Source organism: Acinetobacter sp. IK23 (assembly GCF_035615275.1).
Lineage (GTDB): Bacteria > Pseudomonadota > Gammaproteobacteria > Pseudomonadales > Moraxellaceae > Acinetobacter > Acinetobacter seifertii.
Window position 1 is genome coordinate 42,929 of sequence record NZ_JANBNX010000006.1, and the last position, 20,980, is coordinate 63,908.

The 20,980-nt window shown below is 38.2% G+C and carries 17 protein-coding genes; 9 read left to right on the forward strand and 8 right to left on the reverse strand.

Annotated features, from left to right (window positions below; translation table 11 throughout):
* Window positions 1-48: 48 nt before the first annotated feature.
* A complete protein-coding gene (gene ppk1, locus MSG95_RS06470; protein ID WP_019456848.1) occupies window positions 49-2,127 on the reverse strand; it encodes a polyphosphate kinase 1 in 2,079 nt (692 codons plus the stop codon).
* A 104-nt stretch (window positions 2,128-2,231) separates the two neighbouring features.
* Window positions 2,232-2,909 carry a monofunctional biosynthetic peptidoglycan transglycosylase gene (gene mtgA, locus MSG95_RS06475; RefSeq protein WP_049065774.1) on the reverse strand — a complete coding sequence of 226 codons (678 nt, stop codon included), beginning with the start codon at window positions 2,907-2,909 and terminating at the stop codon, window positions 2,232-2,234.
* A gap of 76 nt (window positions 2,910-2,985) precedes the next feature.
* Between mtgA and MSG95_RS06480 the strand changes: the two genes are divergently transcribed.
* The gene (locus MSG95_RS06480) at window positions 2,986-3,795 is read left to right on the forward strand and encodes a rhomboid family intramembrane serine protease (protein WP_077164789.1); all 810 of its coding nucleotides are present in this window, start codon (window positions 2,986-2,988) and stop codon (window positions 3,793-3,795) included.
* A gap of 1 nt (window position 3,796) precedes the next feature.
* On the opposite strand, the gene MSG95_RS06485 is transcribed toward MSG95_RS06480, so the two are convergent.
* Together MSG95_RS06485 and MSG95_RS06490 are read right to left on the reverse strand one after the other, a co-directional pair.
* A complete protein-coding gene (locus tag MSG95_RS06485; protein WP_324624713.1) occupies window positions 3,797-6,256 on the reverse strand; it encodes an ABC transporter permease in 2,460 nt (819 codons plus the stop codon).
* Window positions 6,257-6,259: 3 nt separating this feature from the next.
* A complete protein-coding gene (locus tag MSG95_RS06490) occupies window positions 6,260-6,952 on the reverse strand; it encodes an ABC transporter ATP-binding protein (RefSeq protein ID WP_004703117.1) in 693 nt (230 codons plus the stop codon).
* Between the two features lie 44 nt (window positions 6,953-6,996).
* Here MSG95_RS06490 and MSG95_RS06495 point away from each other — a divergent pair, with 44 nt between their 5' ends.
* Window positions 6,997-7,620 (forward strand): arylesterase, encoded by a 624-nt coding sequence (locus tag MSG95_RS06495; protein WP_031944531.1) that lies wholly within the window; start codon window positions 6,997-6,999, stop codon window positions 7,618-7,620.
* Window positions 7,621-7,652: 32 nt separating this feature from the next.
* Here the strand turns inward: MSG95_RS06495 and MSG95_RS06500 are convergent, their stop codons facing one another.
* Window positions 7,653-8,267 carry a carbonic anhydrase gene (locus MSG95_RS06500; RefSeq protein ID WP_324624714.1) on the reverse strand — a complete coding sequence of 205 codons (615 nt, stop codon included), beginning with the start codon at window positions 8,265-8,267 and terminating at the stop codon, window positions 7,653-7,655.
* Window positions 8,268-8,551: 284 nt separating this feature from the next.
* On the opposite strand from MSG95_RS06500, the gene MSG95_RS06505 reads away from it, so the two are divergent.
* Together MSG95_RS06505 and MSG95_RS06510 are read left to right on the forward strand one after the other, a co-directional pair.
* Window positions 8,552-9,580: an alpha/beta fold hydrolase gene (locus MSG95_RS06505; RefSeq protein ID WP_077164791.1), complete on the forward strand. Its 1,029-nt coding sequence runs from the start codon at window positions 8,552-8,554 to the stop codon at window positions 9,578-9,580.
* A 26-nt stretch (window positions 9,581-9,606) separates the two neighbouring features.
* Window positions 9,607-10,614: a hypothetical protein gene (locus MSG95_RS06510; RefSeq protein ID WP_077164792.1), complete on the forward strand. Its 1,008-nt coding sequence runs from the start codon at window positions 9,607-9,609 to the stop codon at window positions 10,612-10,614.
* Window positions 10,615-10,636: 22 nt separating this feature from the next.
* Here the strand turns inward: MSG95_RS06510 and MSG95_RS06515 are convergent, their stop codons facing one another.
* Both MSG95_RS06515 and nfuA read right to left on the reverse strand, forming a co-directional pair.
* Entirely contained in the window at window positions 10,637-12,676 is a 2,040-nt protein-coding gene (locus MSG95_RS06515) for a ligand-gated channel protein (protein ID WP_077164793.1), read from the reverse strand.
* A gap of 162 nt (window positions 12,677-12,838) precedes the next feature.
* Window positions 12,839-13,477 (reverse strand): Fe-S biogenesis protein NfuA, encoded by a 639-nt coding sequence (gene nfuA / locus MSG95_RS06520; RefSeq protein WP_004703125.1) that lies wholly within the window; start codon window positions 13,475-13,477, stop codon window positions 12,839-12,841.
* A 157-nt stretch (window positions 13,478-13,634) separates the two neighbouring features.
* On the opposite strand from nfuA, the gene MSG95_RS06525 reads away from it, so the two are divergent.
* The 5 genes from MSG95_RS06525 (at window position 13,635) to MSG95_RS06545 (ending at window position 19,471) form a co-directional block, all read left to right on the forward strand.
* Entirely contained in the window at window positions 13,635-14,252 is a 618-nt protein-coding gene (locus tag MSG95_RS06525; protein ID WP_077164794.1) for a rhomboid family intramembrane serine protease, read from the forward strand.
* 169 nt (window positions 14,253-14,421) lie between these two features.
* Complete coding sequence (locus tag MSG95_RS06530) at window positions 14,422-16,098, forward strand: arylsulfatase (protein ID WP_077164795.1); 1,677 nt, start codon at window positions 14,422-14,424, stop codon at window positions 16,096-16,098.
* Window positions 16,095-17,102: a formylglycine-generating enzyme family protein gene (locus tag MSG95_RS06535; RefSeq protein ID WP_213033540.1), complete on the forward strand. Its 1,008-nt coding sequence runs from the start codon at window positions 16,095-16,097 to the stop codon at window positions 17,100-17,102. The genes MSG95_RS06530 and MSG95_RS06535 overlap by 4 nt, the downstream gene beginning before the upstream one ends.
* 116 nt (window positions 17,103-17,218) lie before the next feature.
* Window positions 17,219-17,383, forward strand: coding sequence for a hypothetical protein (locus MSG95_RS06540; RefSeq protein WP_077163536.1), 165 nt, complete (start codon window positions 17,219-17,221; stop codon window positions 17,381-17,383).
* A gap of 540 nt (window positions 17,384-17,923) precedes the next feature.
* Entirely contained in the window at window positions 17,924-19,471 is a 1,548-nt protein-coding gene (locus tag MSG95_RS06545) for a hypothetical protein (RefSeq protein ID WP_324624715.1), read from the forward strand.
* A gap of 46 nt (window positions 19,472-19,517) precedes the next feature.
* On the opposite strand, the gene MSG95_RS06550 is transcribed toward MSG95_RS06545, so the two are convergent.
* Window positions 19,518-20,852 (reverse strand): D-serine ammonia-lyase, encoded by a 1,335-nt coding sequence (locus tag MSG95_RS06550; RefSeq protein ID WP_324624716.1) that lies wholly within the window; start codon window positions 20,850-20,852, stop codon window positions 19,518-19,520.
* Window positions 20,853-20,980: the final 128 nt, after the last annotated feature.

Genomic DNA, 20,980 nt, shown 5'->3' on the forward strand with positions numbered 1-20,980 from the left:
CATATAATTAAAAAAACCGACATAAAGTCGGTTTTCTAATATTAAGTTTTATTTAAATGTTTCTAATAATTCCCTTTGAGCATTATGCAATTTTTCACCTTCAGCAGGTTGGGCACGAACCCAAGTACCATCACCTTGTAATAACCAAGCTTGCTGATTATCTTGCAAATAATTAAGAAGACCTTGCTGATAAATTCGTTTCTTCAATGCTGGGTCTTCAATTGGGAAACATGCTTCAACACGATTAAATAGGTTACGATCCATCCAGTCTGCACTTGAACAGTAAATACGTGCATCACCGTTATTACTAAAGTAATAAACACGCGTATGCTCAAGGAAGCGCCCTACGATTGAACGTACTCTAATGTTTTCCGATAAATTCGGTAATCCTGGACGTAAGCAGCAAATCGAACGGATAATGAGATCTACCTGCACCCCTGCTTGAGAAGCTTCATACAATTTATTGATTAATTGAACTTCAGTTAAAGCATTCACTTTCACAATAATTTGAGCTTTACGACCAGCCTTAGCATTGGCAATTTCTTCATCAATAAAGTTGATGAGCTGAGCATGCAAAGTAAAAGGTGCATGGAGCAACTTTTTCAGTTTTGCCATTTTGCCCATACCTGTTAACTCTTGGAAGATACGGTGTACGTCTTCACATAAGTCTTTATCGGTCGTCATGAGACCATAATCGGTATAAATACGGGCATTCATCGCATGGTAGTTACCTGTTCCTAAATGAACATAACGTACCAATTTATTATTTTCACGGCGTACTACCATAATCATTTTGGCATGCGTTTTATAACCCACAATGCCATAAACGACTACCGCTCCTGCTTCTTGAAGTACATTCGCCACTTCAATGTTTGATTCTTCATCAAAACGAGCACGTAACTCAATAACTGCCGTTACTTCTTTTCCATTACGTGCAGCTTCAGCCAAGACCTGTACAATTTCCGAATCAACACCACTACGGTAAAGCGTTTGTTTAATTGCAAGTACTTGTGGATCACGTGCTGCTTCGCGGAGTAACTGAATAACTGGAGCAAAAGATTCAAATGGGTGATGAAGCAAAATATCCTGCTTTTGCATAGCCGAGAAAATACTCTCAGTCTTTTTAAATACTTTTGGTACAACCGGTGTATGCGAGTCATAACGCAAATGAGGACGTTTAAAGTTTGAAACCAGACGTGCCAAGTTTACAGGACCATCAACTTTGTATAGTTGCTCATCGGTTAAATCGAATTCTTCTAATAAATATTCATAAATATGCTGTGGACAGTTATGAGTCACTTCTAAGCGAACTGCACGACCAAATCGGCGTGAACTTAACTCACCTTTTAGAGCTTTTGCTAAATCTTCAACGTCTTCATTGAGCGCCAAATCGGCATTACGGGTAACACGGAATTGGTAACAACCCGTTGCAGTCATGCCTGGGAACAAGTCTGATACATGTTCATGAATAATGGCAGACAGCATGACATGATGCTCTTTACCGCCTGTCAACTCATCGGGTAATCGTACAACCCGAGGTAATGAGCGTGGTGCTGGTACAACCGCTAAGTCAATTTGACGACCAAACGCATCTTTACCTTCTAAGGTCACAATAAAGTTCAAGCTTTTATTGACTAAACGCGGGAATGGATGAGCTGGATCTAGACTAATTGGTGTTAAAACAGGTGCGACTTGTTCCTGAAAATATTTTTTAACCCAAGCTGATTGAGCTGGTGTTAACTCCCCACGACGTAAGAAGCAAATATCTTCTTCACGGAGTTTAGGCAAGATTTCTTCATTTAAAATACGATATTGACGTTCAATTGCAGCATGAGCAGTCTCAGAGATTTTTTGTAAGACTTGTCTAGGTGTTAAACCATCTGGACTTCGACTTTCATTGCCTAGAGCATATTGCTCCATGACACCAGCTACGCGAATTTCAAAAAACTCATCTAAATTACGTGAAAAAATAAGCAAGAAATTCATTCGTTCAAGTAATGGATGTAAAGGGTCGACTGCCTGTTCCAATACGCGCAAATGAAAGTCAAGAATAGACAATTCACGATTAATATAACGGTCGTTATAACTATATTCTGTTGGGGTCGTTGCTGTAATCGCTGTATTCATGTCTAACTTAATCTCTTTCCAACCAAAATCTCTGCAAAATAGTATGCTGCAAAATTATGTCAATTTGATAAAAACTAAAAAAATAACACATCTTTAAGACAGAGTTATTCAGGAATCTGGGTGCTATTCATATAACGTAAAATAACGCGTTTTCGATATTGTAGTTTATGGTCATTACGGTGATCTTGATAATATTTTGGATCAGGCAATAACGCGGCTAAAAAAGCAGCTTGTTCGCGTGTTAGATTTTTAGCACTTTTACCATAATAATATTGGGCAGCAGCTTCAACACCATATAAATGTTTGCCAAATTCAACAGAGTTCATATAGACCTCAAGAATTCGACGTTTTGACCACATACGCTCCATCATCCATGTCGCTACTGTTTCTTGGCCTTTGCGAATAAATGATCGCTTATTGTATAAGAACAAGTTCTTTGCAAGTTGTTGAGACACAGTGGAACCACCAGCAACCACTTCGCCCTCTTCGTTATTACGCTCTAGCGCAAAACGAATACCATCCCAGTCAAAGCCATGATGATGAATAAACTTTGCATCTTCACCGGCTAAAATTGCATGTTTGAAATTATCGCTTATATCATCATAGTCGAGCCATTCATGAATGATCGGCCGAGATGTATCTGACCAATAATCAATTCGCATAAACATGGTAGTATCAACTTCATGAGTACGCCACCAAACTAAACTTGAGAAAATCCAAAGCTGAATTAGGAGAATTAGACCAATAAAAATTAACAACACGCGAACAATAAAAGCTTTCATGTTCGTCCCAATCTCCTGTATTCAACTTTTTTCATGTTAAGCTGTAAAGCATGTTCATATATAACAAAAGCATAGCATGACTCAATCTCAGCCTCCGCACATTAATCGTAAACTCAATGTACAAGCATGGTGGCTGACGGCCCTACTGATCTCAATCAATGTAGGTTTGTTCATCTGGCAAATTATATCTGGAGTCGACATTAGCGACCCAGCCATAAAAGATGCTCTTCACTGGGGTGCAGATTTTACACCACTTACTTTTTCTGGACAGCCCGAACGTTTATTTACCAGCATGTTTTTTCACTTTGGTATCATTCACCTTATGCTTAACATGTGGGCCCTATATATTTTCGGTAATGTCGCTGAAGCTTTATTTGGTCGTTTATACTTTATCGCCCTGTATTTGCTTGCTGGCCTGTTTGGTAGCCTTTTAAGTAGTTATATCAATATTCAAAATGGACATGAATTACTACAACATTTTGACCAAAGCTTGCTCCCTCATGTAAGTGCCGGAGCCTCTGGTGCTGTGATGGGATTAGGTGCGGCTTTAACTGTCCTTTCATTATTTCCTCCTCTACCTCATCAAGCCTATATACTCGATAAAAAAGCATTATTAATGATTATGGCGATTAACCTTATATTCGGTCTGGTTGCCACAGGTATCAATAATGCTGCACATGTCGGCGGTATGATTATGGGTGCATTACTCGCGCTGATTTGGTATTTAAGTTACCGTACTAAACTTAGTACGACCTTAAAATTTTTGGGTTTAATGGGAGGACTCTTATTAACAGTCGGCTTCTATATTTACTGTAATCAACTGAACTCACCATTACTTCCACTTTGGCATGAAATTTTAATTCAGAACCCAGAAATACTGCCTTAACTTAAATCTGGTTCAGCTCTCGCAAACTTTGTAGTGGCGGTAAATTACAAAGATAACCAAGTCGATATCGACCAATGAGAGCACAAAGCAACATCATAGCCAGTGGTAAAATCAACCATATTTCAATATGCCACTGTATAGCCATATTCATTTTATAACTTGCTATTGCACTAATTACCTCAGCAAAACAGCAGGCAACAATGCCTGCTAATAGCCCTAAAAATCCAATTTCTAAACTCAGCATTTGCTTCATTTTATTTTTAGACAAACCAAATGAACGTAATAAAGCGACCTCTCGACGGCGCTCATCCATTAACAGGTTTAGACAAGCAATTAAAACGAGTATTCCAGAAAAGCCAACTAAAGCCGCAAGTACAGTCACGATTTTGACTAATACATTCATTAAACGCTTTACTTCATCCAAAATACGGTCAACATCAATAAAAACTGTATTTGAAAATTGCTGAATAATATTAATCATTTTAGGCTGATCTTGTTTAGGCACATAAAAGCTGCCCAAGTAGCTACCCGCATTTTCATCTAAAGTTTTGGGCGAAAAAATAAAGAAGAAGTTTGGACTAAAACTTTCCCATTCAACACTTCTAAAATTCACAACTTTTGCCTGCAAAGTACCGTCTGGCATGCTAAAAGTCAGCTTATCCCCAATCTCAATACCTAAACTTTCAGCAGTTTTTGCCTCGACTGAAACTTGTCCTACGTCATTAAAAGTGGCTTGTCCTTTTGTAATGACATTATCATTTGGCAAAATGTTTGACTGCGTTAAATTTAATTCACGGCGTAAAGAATTATTTTGCTTGATTGTATCTTCAGAAAAAGGAACATCATTCTTTGCAAGTAATCGTCCACGAATATTTGGATACAGAGGCGTACTTTGCCAATCATTTTGTTTTAATTGTTGCTCAAAAGCTTTTAAATCAAATGGTGGTAGGCCATAAACAAACTGGTTTGGTGTGCCTTCTGGTAACTGCTGTTGCCAACGCTCTAATAAATCTGTCCTGAGTACGCTTAGCACGGTAATAAGACTTAAACCCAAAGCCAGTGCTGTAATTTGTAAGGCACTTTGCGATGGTGAACGAATATAAAAAGATAAACGGGTTTTCATCTTCTTTAAGCTACGAAGCAAAACCCAGACAGCGGTATACAACAAAACACACAGAACGATAATTGCAGCTAGCACCATAATGCTGAGCATCAAGTTTTCACTTAAAACTAAGCTAAAAATAACAAGACTGGTAATACCCGCAAAGAACATAAAAAATAGTGATTTTCGAGATTTAGCCTGCTCTCGAATAACTCGAATTGGAGGTGTATTTAACAACTCCCAGATACTTGGCAAAATAAATCCAAGTAGCACAATTACACTCGTAAAAATAGCAATTGGTAAGGGGCCAATTAAAAAGCCGACTACTGAGAAACTTAACTCTAGTTGTGGAATGAGCTGCAACATAAGCTCAAGTAACCCATAACCCATCATTATTCCGAGTAGGCTACCAATCAGAATTGAAATTGCGCTGACTAAAAAAAGTAGCCCGATATATGCCCATAAAATTTGGAACTTACTGGCACCCAGACAACGCATTAAAGCAATATGGTCTTGGTTTTGCTGAACATAACGTTGACTCGTTAAAGCAATCGCAATACCACATAATAAAATCGTTAAAATATTGGCAAGTTGCAAGAAAGTATCAAGGTTTTCTAGTGGGCGTAATAATCTACTATTTGACTCACTGGCATCGCGTAAACGTAAACCTGCGTTTTCTTCCTGATCATTTACGGGTTTATGTTGCTGTTTAAATTGCTTGCTAAAGTTTTGTACCTGATCAGGTTGACCAGACATTAATAGTCGATAATCGATTCTACTGCCAGTTTGAATTGCATGCGTTTTAGCTATATCGGCTTGATGAATAATCACAGTAGGCGAAAAACCTGAAAAGCCGAGTACCTGATTCGAATCACGTACAATGACACCACTAAAACGAAATTCGGCATCTGCAATAGAAACCGTATCGCCTAGTTTAACTTTAAGTAAATCGGCTGCTCTTTGACTTAACCACAGTTGGCCGGGTTGAATACTCTGTGCACTAGGTACAATCTCAAGCTGTCCTCTTAATGGAAACGCCGGCTCTATTGCTTTGACATTGACCATGACAAACTGATTTTGAGTATGTGCCATAGAACTAAACATGGTCACATGAGTCTGCCTTAAACCAAGCTGCTCTGCTTTTTTCTGCCATTTAGTGTCTAGAGGTTCGTTATTCGACAGAACCAAATCGGCTGCTAACATTTGTGACGCTTGTAGGCTTACCGCATTTTTAACCTGATCATTACTGAACTTGAGAGCTGTTGTTGCACTAATAGCAAGTGAAAGCGCAATAATGAGTAAATATAACCCACCAGTACGAAAGCTTTGTAATAAAAGTGGTTTAAGTAGATTACGCATAGTCTAACCACCCTGTACTGTCTTTAAACAACCATCATCTAGTTCAACATGACGCTGGCAAAGCCCAGCTAAATCGCGGTCATGTGTAACCAAAATAAGTGTAGTGCCGAGCTCTTTATTTAAATCAAAAAGGAGACCTTCAACTTCTTGAGCTGTTTGCCCATCTAAGTTCCCAGTTGGCTCATCGGCAAAAATAATTTGTGGTTCGGCAATCAGAGCCCGAGCAATTGCTACACGCTGCTGCTCACCTCCAGATAAGACTTTAGGCGTTTGTTCGGCTTGTCGACTCAACCCTACTCTATGCAACCAGTTTAAGGCTTTTTGCTCAGCAATTTTATAATCAAAGTCTTTACGCAACCGAAGCGGTAACATCACGTTTTCAAGCGCACTTAGTTGCGGTAAAAGTTGGAAAGACTGAAATACAAAACCAATATGTTGCATTCTAATCTGAGCGCGTTGTTCTTCTGTCAACTCATGAACAGCCTGTCCACATAACCACACCTCTCCTTCCGACGGTTGGTCTAAAGTCGCTAAAATGCCCAACAAAGTCGATTTACCTGAGCCAGAACGTCCTGTAATGGCTACCTGCTCACCTTCATAAATCTCTAAATCAATGTTTTTTAAAATCGTAAACTGATTTTGGTTAATCTGAATAGTTTGTGTAACTTTATGGGCAGCAATAATAGGTTGTGGCATGATGTGGACAGTCCTATATGTTTAGTATTCGAGTTGAAACACAAATGTATAAATCTTATTTGTTTGGTTCTAAAAGCCTCTTACTCATCTCATTGAGCATGTTGCCCATGTTGGTCTCGGCAAAGACTATTTTAATTTTAGGAGATAGTATTAGTGCCGGTTATGGAATAGACCCTAAACAAGGTTGGGTACAATTACTACAAAAACGCTTAGACCAACAGTATCCCAAACAACATAAGGTGGTCAATGCAAGCATGAGTGGTGAAACTACAAGTGGCGCTTTAGCGAGATTACCTAAACTTTTACAAACTTATAAACCAGAGGTTGTTGTTATTGAGTTAGGTGGCAATGATGGTTTACGTGGGCAACCGCCACAAATGATTCAACAAAATCTATCTCAGCTTGTTCAATTAAGCCAAAAACAAAAAGCGCAGGTTATTCTTTTTGGTATGAAAATTCCGCCAAATTATGGAACTGCTTATAGCAAAGCATTCGAGAATAACTATAAAACTGTAAGTCAAAAATATCAGGTGAAACTGCTACCGTTTTTCCTTGATGGCGTCGCTGGTCAAAAACAACTAATGCAAAATGACTTGATTCATCCAAATGCTCAAGCACAAACAAAATTACTTAATTTGGCTTATCCATACATAAAAGGTGCCCTATAGGCACCTTTTAGTTTTAAATTTTTTCAATCTGCTCAGAAGTCAAAAAAAGTAACTTCACCAGTTTCTAACGAATATTCAGCACCAACAACAATCAATTCGCCTTTTGCGATTAGGCTCTCTAATACAGCAGAACCATGACGTAATTGATTGACCGAAGCAAAAACGTTTGAACGTACTGCATGATATGAAAGTTTTTTCAAATCATTCTTCAGATCAGTTTGCATTAAAATTTCAACTGATGGACGAACACGGTTCACAATTGACATTAAGTTAGATGACGGTGGGTGGTCAGGATTCATCAACGTATCAATTGTTGCTTGAATCGCGCCACAATGACTGTGTCCCAATACAATTACAACTGGACAGTCATAACGCTCTGCTGCGAACTCGACGCTACCAACTTGTGAAGGGGCAACCACATTACCAGCAACACGAATTACGAATAAGTCACCAAGACCTTGATCGAATACCATTTCTGCTGGTACACGAGAATCTGAACAACCTAATACAATCGCAAACGGATTTTGGTCCTTTGCCATTTCAGCACGTTCATGGTGCGATAAGGTTTTTGCAAGGGAAGTATTTCCATTTACAAATCGTTGATTACCAGCTTTCAGACGATCTAAAACTTCTTGCGCAGTAGGCATTTTATATTTCCATTGTTTTTTCAAGGTTAGAAATTATTTTAATGTGTCAAAATTTGAATGTCACTGACAAAAAATAAATCCTTTGTTATGAAAAAATTTAAAAATGCCTAATCGATTTTAATCAGCTATTACTGCTCAATTCCCTACTGTTTAGTGAAAAAATAGACATACTTTAGTTCCTAGATTGACTATAATTTTCTTGATTCCAAACGTTTGGCAAATGACTCATTGGCAAAGTTTTTCAATAATTTTTCAAACTCGTTTAAGCTTCAAGGATGAAAACTATGACTAGGCTGTCTGCATCAATTAAAGCCTCCATGAAAAAAACTGCTACTGTATTGACTATAGCTTCTTGTAGCTTATTTTCAGTGATGAGTATTTCTCAAGCACAGGCAGCCGATAATATTGATATCAACTTTCAGACCATATTACAGCAAGAACGTAGCTGGGCTGGACTGCAAAGCAAAAAATTAAAAGTTGGTGATATCACTTGGTCATATAGTGAAGGTGGTTCTAGCACAAAGCCAACTTTACTGCTCATTCATGGCTTAGGTGGTAGTCGAGATAACTGGAACCGAGTAGCACATTACTTAACTACAAATTATCATGTCATTATTCCTGATTTACCAGGGAGTGGCGAAACAATTGTTGCTCAAGATTTCGATTATTCTGTTCCCAACTTAGCTGAAAAATTACGTCGATTTGTTGAAGCTGAAAATTTGAAGGGACCTATTCATATTGCGGGGCACTCGCTTGGTGGCTCAATTGCCCTACTCTATGCTGGACAATATCCATTTGAAACTAAGAGTCTATTTTTAGTTGATAGCGGCGGTATTTTCCGTTCTGCCAACACAATTTATCTCAAAGATCCTACCTATCTAAAACAACTTTTAGTCTCTAAAAAAGGTGACTTTAACTATTTGTTAAAACAAACCATGTTTAATCCTCCATTTATTCCTAAAGAGTTCTTACAGGCTCAGGAAAAACTGATGATTAATCAGGCACCACAAACACAAAAACTAATTGATCAACTGATCGCACTTAATAAAGTCTATACTCCAGACTCATTTGCAGTGCTTACCAAAACCATTGATGCACCCACACTCATTTTATGGGGCAAACAAGATAAAATTATTAATGTAGAAGTGGCGAGTGAGCTCAAAAGTCTCTTAAAAAATGCACAACCTCCTGTCATTTTAGAAAACGTAGGCCATATGCCAATTTTGGAGGCTGAGCAATTGGTTATTCAACAATATGTACCGTTTTTACTTAAAGTAGAAACAAATCAAGCGTCAAAAACGACTTCTCATTAAATAAAACTTCGGACTTGTGAGACCTTATGTCTACCCAACCAATCATTGAAAAACTTATTGAAACTCATCTAGATTTTTTAGATGAGCAATTTGCTCAGACTCAAGTCATCCAACAAGAGTTTGAGCAGTTTTATCATTGGTTGGGTAGCCGGCAGTTACAACAATTGTGGACTTTTGAACAGATTCAACAGCTCATTCAAAAGCAAATTTTAGATACACCCGCTTCTGATTTTCTAATTGAACAGATTGCAGAGCATATTCGCTTTGCACTCATTCATCCTGCAAATGACACGGCAACAGTTGAAGATGTTATTCCTGTCTTAACCATTGACCGCATTGCGCAGTATGTTGCAAGTAAAGAACAGCATCGTAAAAAACTAATAAAAACGATCGTAAATAACCCTGCTTTTTCGGCCCTGCTCACACAACTGATTCAGCAAACCATGCATGATTATTTAGATGAATCTATGTCAAAACGCGTACCAGGTGTAGGTCGTTTTATGAAAATGGGCAAATCAGTATTAGAAACCGTGACGGATTCTAATCTCGATGACACGATTAACCATTATTTGCAAAAGAATATTTTAAAACTCAGCCAAATGAGTGAACGTGTTTTAAACCAACATTTTGACAATGATAAGCTTTATCACTTTCAAGCTAATATTTGGCATAAAGTTAAAACGATGCCACTTTCTGTTTTAAAAAATTATATAGAAACTGAAGATTTAACCAAAACGGTTGGTTTAGGGCATGAAATTTGGGACCATATTCGTCAAACTGATTATCTAAAACAACAAGTCCATGATGGTATTTATACGTGGTACGCGCGTAACCAAGAACGTAATTTTGACTTGTTACTGCGAGACCTAAATATTGAAGAAAGCCTAGTACAACATGAACTTACTCAGCTACTTGTACCCGTATTACAGCAACTCGTTACAACAGGACATTTAAGATGCCGTGCCCGTGTGTACTTAGAAAAGTTTTATTACTCTGAAAAAGCATTAGATATTTTAAATAACAAAGGCGCTTGAAGCGCCTTTGTTATTTAACTATTTAAAATTTATAAATAATCCCTAAATTATAACGGCGTCCGTCTAAAACATAATTGTAAGTTGCTACATCAATATCTTTATCAAATAAGTTATAGATACCTACTGCAACTTGGATTTTGTCAGTTGGTTTATAGTTCATACCAATATCAACTAACCCATAAGCAGGCTTTCCTTCAGCCATTGAAGTTCGGCTTAAATATTCAGAAGTTTTACTACGGAAATTCAAACGGCTCCACATACCCACCAAATCATTCATTTGCCAATCTAAAGTAGTATTAAACATGTGTTCCGGCATTTCATTTAAAGGTTGGCCTTTAAACTCCCCACTCTTTTGCTCTGTATCAGTATAGGTATAATTAGCATTCAACTTTACGTCAGGTGAAATGAGCCAGCCAAACGTCGCTTCAATCCCTCTCATACTGGCTTTATCTACATTTGTGCGTTGACTAACAAAATCAAATTTTGTACCTAACCAATCACAATTATAAGTACCTGCATCACCTGAACAGGTTCTAACTTCTGTAATTTTATCCTTAAATTCGCTATTAAAAAGCGTTAGGCCAGCATTCAAGTTATCTAAATTATCCCAAGAAAATGAAAGCTCATAGTTGGTACTTTTTTCTGGTTTTAGATTTGGATTACCAACAATTACCCCTGCCGAACGTCCTCCTCCCGTAGCTTGTCCCCATTCTGCTACTGTCGCTCTTAGCGCAGGTGTTTTATAGCCTGTTGATACACCGCCTTTAATAATCCAGTTATCATTTAAAGTCCACACACCGTAGACTTTAGGAGTGAAATGATCTCCAAATTTTTCGTCCTGATCCATACGCAGTGACATTGTTAAAGTAAAAGGATCAATAATATTCCATGCATCTTCTGTAAATAATGCCCAGCTATAACGATCTAAATTAGAAACAGGTTGTGACCCGCCCACTTTTAACTGGTTTCCTAAATCATCTAATTCTTCTTTTAAATAACTCCCCCCAACGCTCAGCGCATGATTTGCGAGTGTGATCTGGTTAAGCGTATTAAAAGTAGTATTTACCGCTTCCATATTTCTAGATGAATTTTTATTTTCTTCGCGTTGAATATAAGAATGAGTTTTTACAGGACCAATGTCACCATGATGGGTCAAACTATATTCGGTACGATAATAATCCGTTATTGAATCCACTGGTGGATTGCGTCCAGTTTGAACAGGTGAAACTGATTTTCCAACTGTAGCATTACGATTTTGAATAGAACGCTGATATTCAAGTTCAATGGTATGTTGGTCATTCGGGGTCAGACTTAAAGTAGCCCCACCAGCACGGATTTTTTGTTTACTATAACCACCAATAATTTCATCTTCATCTCTTTGTGAAAATGTGCCGTTGGCCTTTAACCCAAGTAAATTCTTAATTAACGGCCCTGAAACATAAGTATTGGCTTGGTAAAGATTGCCAGATTTATTGTTTTCTTGGATGGTGGTATCTAACTTAACCGAGCTACTCCAAACATCTGCAACTTTTTTAGTAATAATATTAATTACACCGCCCATCGCATCTGAACCGTAGAGTCCAGACATTGGGCCACGAATAACTTCAATACGTTCGATACTTTCGATTCCCGGTAACCAACCTTGTTCAATACCTGAATTATCACTATTTGGTCGCACAGAACGTGTGTTTACTTTCTTACCATCGACCATAATAACGGTATAGGCACTCCCCATTCCACGAATACTAATATCAGATGAACTTCCGCCGCCTGTAACCACAACACCAGGCACATCTTTAAGCGCATCCGTTACATCACGATATGCTTTTTTATTAATTTCATCTTGTGTTAAAACGGAAATAGAAGCAGCTGCTTTTTTTATATTTTGTTCAAAACCACTTGCTGTCACAACGATTTTTTCTAATTGTGCAACTTCACTTTCTTTTTTATTTTTTCTGGAAGAATCAACTAAAATATTTTCACTTTCAGCGGCATAGGCCGCAGGAAACATTCCTGTAAGCACCGAAATTGATAGTACAGATTGGAAAATACGCTTAGTCATATCCTGCTCCAACAGATTAAATTATGAATAAATATTAAGTTTTACTTAAACAAATGTAACAAATTTAAATAATAAAATAAATAATATTGATAATTATTTTCAATTACTAGAAATAAAAAAAACCTCATATAGAGGCTTTTTTATTTCATTTTTCAAATAATTTTATTTGAAGTAAGCGCCTTCAGCTTGTGTATGGTCTGTTTGGTCAACCACACGTTGAAGCTCAGGAATGTTTTCTTTCAAGGTTGTTTCTACACCTTGTTTTAGAGTCACATCAATTGCAGAACAACCTTGGCAACCACCACCAAATTTTAATACAGCAGTTAAACCATGTTCTGGGTCGTCTTGTACTTCTACCAAACTACAGTTACCGCCATGCCCTGCAAGACCTGGGTTAATTTCTGCTTGAAGAATATAAGTAATACGTTCTTCAATTGAAGCATCTGGTCCTACACGTGGCACTTTTGAATTTGGTGCACGGAAAGTTAACTGACCACCGAAACGGTCTTTGTTGTAATCAATTACAGCGTCTAAAAGATATGGAATAGACGGTGCATCAATGTATGCAGGAAAATCAGGATAGTCCTGTTTATAGTCCGTTGGTACCACTTCTTCTGGTGCGCTATATGCCATACAGCACTCTGCACGTGGTGTACCCGGATGTTCAACAAAAATTCGAACGCCAATTCCCGGAGTATTTTGCTTCGCCAATAATTCGTGCAAATACTCTTGTGCAGATGGTGTAATCAAAAGGTTCGGAATTTCTTCTGCAACAGCAGTGTTGGTGTTCTCAGTCGACATAACAATATTCCTCAAGCTGATGCCTTTATATTAACCGAAGATGAGGTGGATTTAAAAAAAATCAACTAAATTTGTCGGATTTATACACAACAGGGTTTCAACTTAAGTTTTTAATGGCATTATTGAGCCAGTATTGATCATTTTTTAAATATTTCTTATGTTGCATTTGCCATTTAACCATACAGTTACTCTTATTATTATTACGGTCATTATCTCTTTAATTGCTTTTAGCAACCAAAACGTGATGAACCGGCTGATCTTCTGGCCTCCTGCAATGCACCGTGGACAATTTGATCGCTTCATTACACATGGCTTTATTCATGCAGATGGGACACATTTACTGTTCAACATGATTACCCTGTTTTTCTTTGGCAGTATTATTGAGAGTTTTTATCGCCAATATTTTTATGACATGGGCTTTGTGTTGTTCTATTTAGGCGGTTTAATTTTTGCGATTTTACCAAGCTATCTACAACATAAAAATGATGCAAACTGGGCAAGTCTTGGAGCTTCAGGAGCGGTATCTGCTGTTCTATTTGCTTATATTCTGTTTCAGCCATGGAAGCTGATTTTTGTGTTTTTTATTCCTGTACCAGCGATTATTTTTGCGGTTTTATATGTCGCTTATAGCATTTGGGCAGGCAAACGTGGCAATACTCATATTAACCATAGTGCCCATTTATGGGGTGCGGCTTACGGCGTGATTGTAACAATCTTGATTGAACCAAGAGTGATTCCACATTTCTTAGATCAACTTACTCGCTTACCATTTTAAACTTAATATTTTTGAAAAGCCCAATAGGGGCTTTTCTTTTTTTCTCATTTATTTATCAGCATAAATGCTCAGACATTTTTCTGATTTTCTTTGATCAATTCCTTGTTTTGATTGCAAAAACCATCTGATTAAACTCGTGCACAATTCTTTTAATAATTCAGATGATACAATGAAGTACAAAGCTCTTTTACCTAGTCTTTCGATTGCTTTATTTAGCTTATCTTTAGCTGGCTGTAACGATAATGATTCACAAGAAACTGCAGCAACTACATCAAAGCAACCCAATATTTTATTCATTATGGCTGATGACTTAGGCTATTCAGATTTAGGAGCCTTTGGTGGTGAAATTCATACGCCTAATATTGATAGTCTGGCACAAGAAGGTCGACTTTTAACGGACTATCATACTGCACCAACTTGTTCCCCTACTCGCTCGCAACTCATTTCCGGTACTGATCATCACCTAGCGGGTATAGGAGCTATGGCAGAGCTTACACCAGACCATTTAAAAGGGCAGCCAGGCTATGAAGGCTATTTAAATGAACGCTCTTTATCGATTGCTCAGGTGCTCAAAGACAATGGTTATCGGACGTATATTAGTGGTAAGTGGCATTTAGGACTCACCCCTGAAACCAATGCACATGCCAAAGGTTTCGATCATTCATTTACCTTATTACAAGGTCTAGATCATCACTTTAAACAAGCTCCAAGTGCCTTTAAACGCAACTCGACTTATACTGAAGATGGTCAAATTATTCCTGTTTCAGCATTACCTGATGACTTCTTCTCGACCAACTACTTTACCGACAAATTGCTGAGCTACTTAGAATCAGGAAAAAATAGCGGTAAACCATTCTTTGCTTATGCTGCCTACACCGCACCCCACTGGCCTATACAGGCTCCAGCAGAATACCGTGACAAATATCATGGCGTTTATGATGTTGGCTACGATGCTATTCGTAAAGCACGTATAGCTCGCCAAAAACAGCTTGGAATTATTCCGGCAAACTTTGAAGCAGCAGAACCAATTGCGACCCAAAACGCACCACAAAAATATGGAAAATGGGATGAGTTAACAGCTGAACAAAAAGCACTTGAAGCACGTAAAATGGAAATCTACGCAGGTATGGTAGAAAATCTTGATGCCAACGTGGGCCGAATTATCCAATATCTAAAACAAAATAATCTTTATGAAAATACTTTAATTTTCTTTGTTTCTGACAATGGCGCAGAAGGTTTTATTCGTGGTGGATATGGTAGTGAATCTGGTTTTGATAACTCTGTAGCAAACGTAGGTACGCCTACTTCCTACCACTATATTGGACCACGTTGGGCCGAGGTCAGTGCGGCGCCTTTCCACTTATGGAAAGATACAGCTGGCGAAGGTGCAACGACTGCCCCTGCTATTGTGAAATTACCAAATCAGAAAAAAGCAGAAGCAACCAATCATAGCTTTGCATCTGTACTCGACGTTTTTCCAACCTTATTAGATTATGCCCATATTCAAGTCCCTCAGGGCCAATATAAAGGTCGAACCATTAATACACCGAGCGGTTATTCTTGGAAATCTGTACTTGAAAATAAATCACAAACCATCCGTCCAGCAAATTTCAGCTTTGCCGATGAACTCCATGGCAGTAAATATGCCAAACAAGGCGAATGGAAAATTGCGCTTCAAGGTCGCCCTGAATTAGGCACGAGTACTTGGGAGCTCTATAACATTGCCACTGATCGTGGTGAAAATCACAATATTGCGCAGCTTTACCCAGCAAAAGTACAAGAGTTGCTCTCGGTTTATCAAAAATACACTGAACAAAATGGCGTACAGGAATATAACGCCAAATGAAATTGAAACTGGTTCTAAGCACTACAATCAGCTTGTTATTCATCACAGGCTGTAGTAAGTCTGAACATAGCTCTGACACGAAAAAAATTGTACCAAAGCAAGCCACCCCATCGGCTGCTTTGGGTTCTATTGAACAGTGTAAAAGCTATACAGGCCTTCCTGCAGATTGGCTTAAAAATACAACGGCTGGAATGGTGTTCATTCCAGATGGACATTTTAATTTTGGCTCTGAAAAAGCTTATCCTGATGAGCTTAATTTTGGGAAAAAACAGCGCGAAGTTAAAGGTTTCTGGATTGATCAAACTGAAGTTACTGTCGCTCAGTTCTCAAGTTTTGTAAAAGCCACGGGTTATATTACCGATGCTGAAACACAAAAACAGGCTGCTGTTTTTTCACCAGACCCTCATCACCCACAGCAATGGTGGCAACTCAAATCTGGATATACATGGAAGACCCCAAATGGCCAAAATGGCGCACTTCCCAACCCTCATGAACCTGTACGCTACGTGACAAAAAATGATGCTGAGCATTATGCAGTTTGGCTAGGACATGATTTACCAACAGAACTTGAATGGGAATACGCCGCTAAAGCAAACTCACAGACCGACACGCCTTTACACCAAGCACCTACCGATGAGCATCAGCATCCCCAAGCAAATTACTGGCAAGGTGCATTTCCTTTTGAAAATTTGAATCAAGATAATTTTACTGGTATTGCTCCTGTTGGCTGTTTTAACCCTAATAGCTTTAAACTATTCGATATGATTGGAAATGTTTGGGAATGGACATCCTCTCCCTACCAAGGCGCACATGATCAGCATATGGGTAATTATTCTGATTTAAGACAAAAAGAAATGAGCAGTACCCAATATGTCATTAAAGGAGGCTCATTTTTGTGTGCTGAAAATTATTGTTCACGTTATCGAAATAGTAGCCGTTACCCTCAAGATTTTGATTTAGCTGCTACACATGTTGGTTTTAGAACAATTTTACGTACACCTTAACAAGTTAAAACTAGTGTGTAGTTGTTGATATTTCTCAACCAAAAGTAGATCAAAAAACCATCTAATAATTTTTATAGTAGATAGTAAAAGGGAGAATGATAAAAAGTGAGAACAATATGAAAACATTACTAGTTTGTGCAGCTGCAATTTTCACACTATCACTATCTGCTTGTGCAGTTTATACCCCAGCTGGCAGTGTTGTGGTCGATCCAGATTCACCACATTACGGACATCCAGGAGACTTCTGTCCACCAGGACAAGCTAAGAAAGGCCGTTGCTAAAGATTTAGGTAGACTGTAACGAATTGACCTTGCCCTTTAGCAAGATGACTTACAGCTCACGTGAAGGGTTTCACCCAAAATTAGATGGGGCGAAACTAGAAAATTATGGTGCAAAAAAATCACCATATCCCCAAGATTTTTAAAAGACAATCTTACGTTGTCTTCCATCTAGTTTCACCCCAATTCTTTCTTATTCCGTTTCACTAGTCTTATCGTTTAATAAAAAAGTCTAGTTTTTTAATCATCATCGTATCTTTTTTATTGATACATTTTGAACATTTTATCTTCAGTTTAGACCTGATGAATTCGCTCTATACAAAATAATCATTTATGTAACGTAAGTCCATAAAAATGTTCTAGAAATGTGAAAAAAAATGAGGTAAAAATGAGATCGAATTATCATAAAAATTCACTCAAACTACCTCTATCACATAAATAATTTAATTTTCATTTTGTCAGTTATTGCCACTCGTTTCTTTACGTTGGCATAGATAATGTATACACCTGTATATTAATGATACCGTACAAGTGAGATATTTTATGTCCAGTCAGAGTCAAGTAGAAGGTCTACAATTTCCAATACACGCTTCAACAAAAAAGCAAAGTACTTCTCGCACAGGCCAAGAGATTTTGTCAGAAGCTTTATCTATTGTAGATAATAAAACTGCTCAACAGATTTTGACTGAAAAAAACTGGCGGAAAAATTATCCAACATACTTTAAATCGCTTGTTCAGCATGGACTTTCTAATAACAACAATCCAATCACCATTGCAAAACAAGGGTTACATAAGGCACATCATCTTTTTGATTTTTTTAGAGATGGCAAACATTACCTTTTAAAAGATGCTCTTCGCATTCCTGCATCTGCACCTTTAAATACAGTAAAGTTCAAAGGCGAAAGTGAATCGGCACCGGAATGGTATGTTCCATATAAAGGTCAGAAACTCAGTGGACAAAGTCTCCTTGACCAAATTCAAAAATGGGAAAATGCAGGAATTATTGAACCAAGCCATGCAAACGCATTGCGTGAAGCTATCGCACATCCTGAATGGTTTGATTTATCAGACCGTACTATGGTGTTGTTTGGTGCAGCATCAGAAGCGGGTCCCTTACCTTGGCTGGCAAAATGGAAAGCTAATATTATTGCAATAGACTTACCAAATTCACGAGTATGGGGCAAAATCTTAAATACGATTAAAAATGGAAATGCAACGCTTATTGCCCCTACGATTGAATCAGTTGACTCATCAGCAAAAGCCTCAGAGTTAAGAGATAAATTAGGTGCCAATTTACTGACTCAACTTCCAGAAATTGCACAGTGGTTAGTTCAATTTCCACAAAAGTTAGATTTAGCTGCTATTGCGTATTTAGACGGTGAAAAACATGTCCGTGTTTCAATGGCAATGGACAGTATTATGCAATATGTGAGTGAACATAAATCAGATACCAGCTTAATGTTTATGTGTACTCCAACCGATGTTTACGCAGTACCTCAAGAAGTTGCAGAAGCAGCTCAAGAGAAATTTAAATCTCGTTCACAACTACAGAAAATGGCTGCGAAAGGGGTTTCTGCTCTTTCACTTAAACGTTTTTTCCAAGCGCCTTATCAAGATTTAATTACCAGTGAGAATGGTAAAACTTATGGCATTGCAGACTGCTTAGTAGTTGAACAAGGACCAAACTATGCTTTGGCAAAACGCATTCAACAATGGCGTGCAACACTTGATCGTCATCAAGGCCAACGTGTAAGTATTAATATTGCTCCGTCTACCACAACTCACTCGGTGACCAAAAACCCACTACTTAAAGCAGCATTTAATGGTGCTGAACTTTTTGATGTTGAAGCATTCAGCCCTGAAACGACCAATGCGATTATGGCAGCGCTATGGATTCATGACTTAAGAAGTGAGTCCTCTGTAGCAAACCCAGAAACTGTACTTGATCATCCTCTAGAATTAATGATGGAAGGTGCCAATCACGGTGGTTTATGGCGTGTGGCTTATTTAGCCCGTACAGCTCTCCCTTTTGCTGCTATTTACGGTTTTGCAGCAGAGAAACTTCCTTTTAAGAAATTCTCTAAAAAATAATGAAATTAAAAGCCCAATTTTCGAATTGGGCTTTTTTTAACTTCAGTTATTTGTTTTGACTATGTGTCAAATATTTTTGCATTTCATCTGGTGGCACCATACCGCCACCAGTTGCCCAAACCACATGTGTTGCCTGCTTTAACTTCTCTGCCGACAATTGATGCAAAGCTAAATAATCAGGAGTAGTTTGCACATAATATGACCCCATCATGCCAGCCGATGCTGAAGGCTCAACTTGAATATTTTCCGTTTGATTTAAAAGTGCAATCAGCTCATATAAACGTTCATCATGAATCGTGTAGTAACCATCAATTAACTGTTCCATAGCTCGCCCTACGAATCCAGAAGCACGACCAACAGCTAACCCATCTGCAGCAGTAATGTTATCTAAACCAATATCATTTACTGAAATCTCATCGTGCAGTCCTGTATGCACACCCAATAACATACAAGGTGAATGCGTGGGTTCTGCAAAGATACAATGTACATGCTCGCCAAAAGCAAGTTTAAGCCCAAAACTCACGCCACCGGGACCACCACCTACGCCACAAGGTAAATAAACAAATAATGGATGTTCGGCATCGACTTTAATCTGCTTTTGCTCACACTGCTGTTTTAAACGTAACCCCGCAACGGCATAACCTAAAAATAATGTCGTTGAATTTTCATCGTCAATAAAAAAGCAATTTGGATCTTGTTCTGCAGCTTTACGTCCCTGCTCTACAGCAACCCCATAATCACTGTCATACTCAACCACGTTAACACCCAATGAACGCAATTTATCCTTTTTCCATTGCCTTGCGTCGGCAGACATATGCACTGTCACTCTAAAGCCGAGCTTCGCACTCATAATACCAATAGATAAACCAAGATTACCTGTAGAGCCTACTGCAATTTGATATTTGGAAAAAAATGTCCGAAATGCATCTTGGTCGAGTTTACTGTAATCGTCTTCTAACTTAAGAAGCCCTGCCTCAATTGCTAGTTTTTCAGCATGAGCCAAGACTTCATAAATACCACCACGTGCTTTAATTGAACCTGAAATCGGTAAATGACTATCTTTTTTAAGCCAAAGGCTGCCTGTAAGTTCCTTTTGCTCTTTTACAGATAGGGCATGTTGCATATTTGCAATTTCAACTAACTCGGATTCAATTTTTCCGTGTTGCGTTTGAGTTTCAGGAAAGACTTTTGCCAAGTAAGGAGCAAAACGGTCTAGCCTAGCCTCGGCGTCTTTTACATCTTGCTCGCTAAGACCAACTTTCGCGAGTGCATCTTTTAAAGGATAACGATTCGGGTTAAACCAAAATGTTTCTTGGTAATTTTGTAATGTTTGAATGAGTGGGAATTGTTGTTTTAGCTGATCAAGTTGAACCGTTTTCATCCTATATCCTTTCATCAATTTTTTGAGCTAGTCACACAGCAATAAGTATTTGCAATAATCATTCATTCTTTACTGAATTTATCTGAAAAAAGCGATCTTTTTTTAAATATGCCAATAAAAAAGCCACT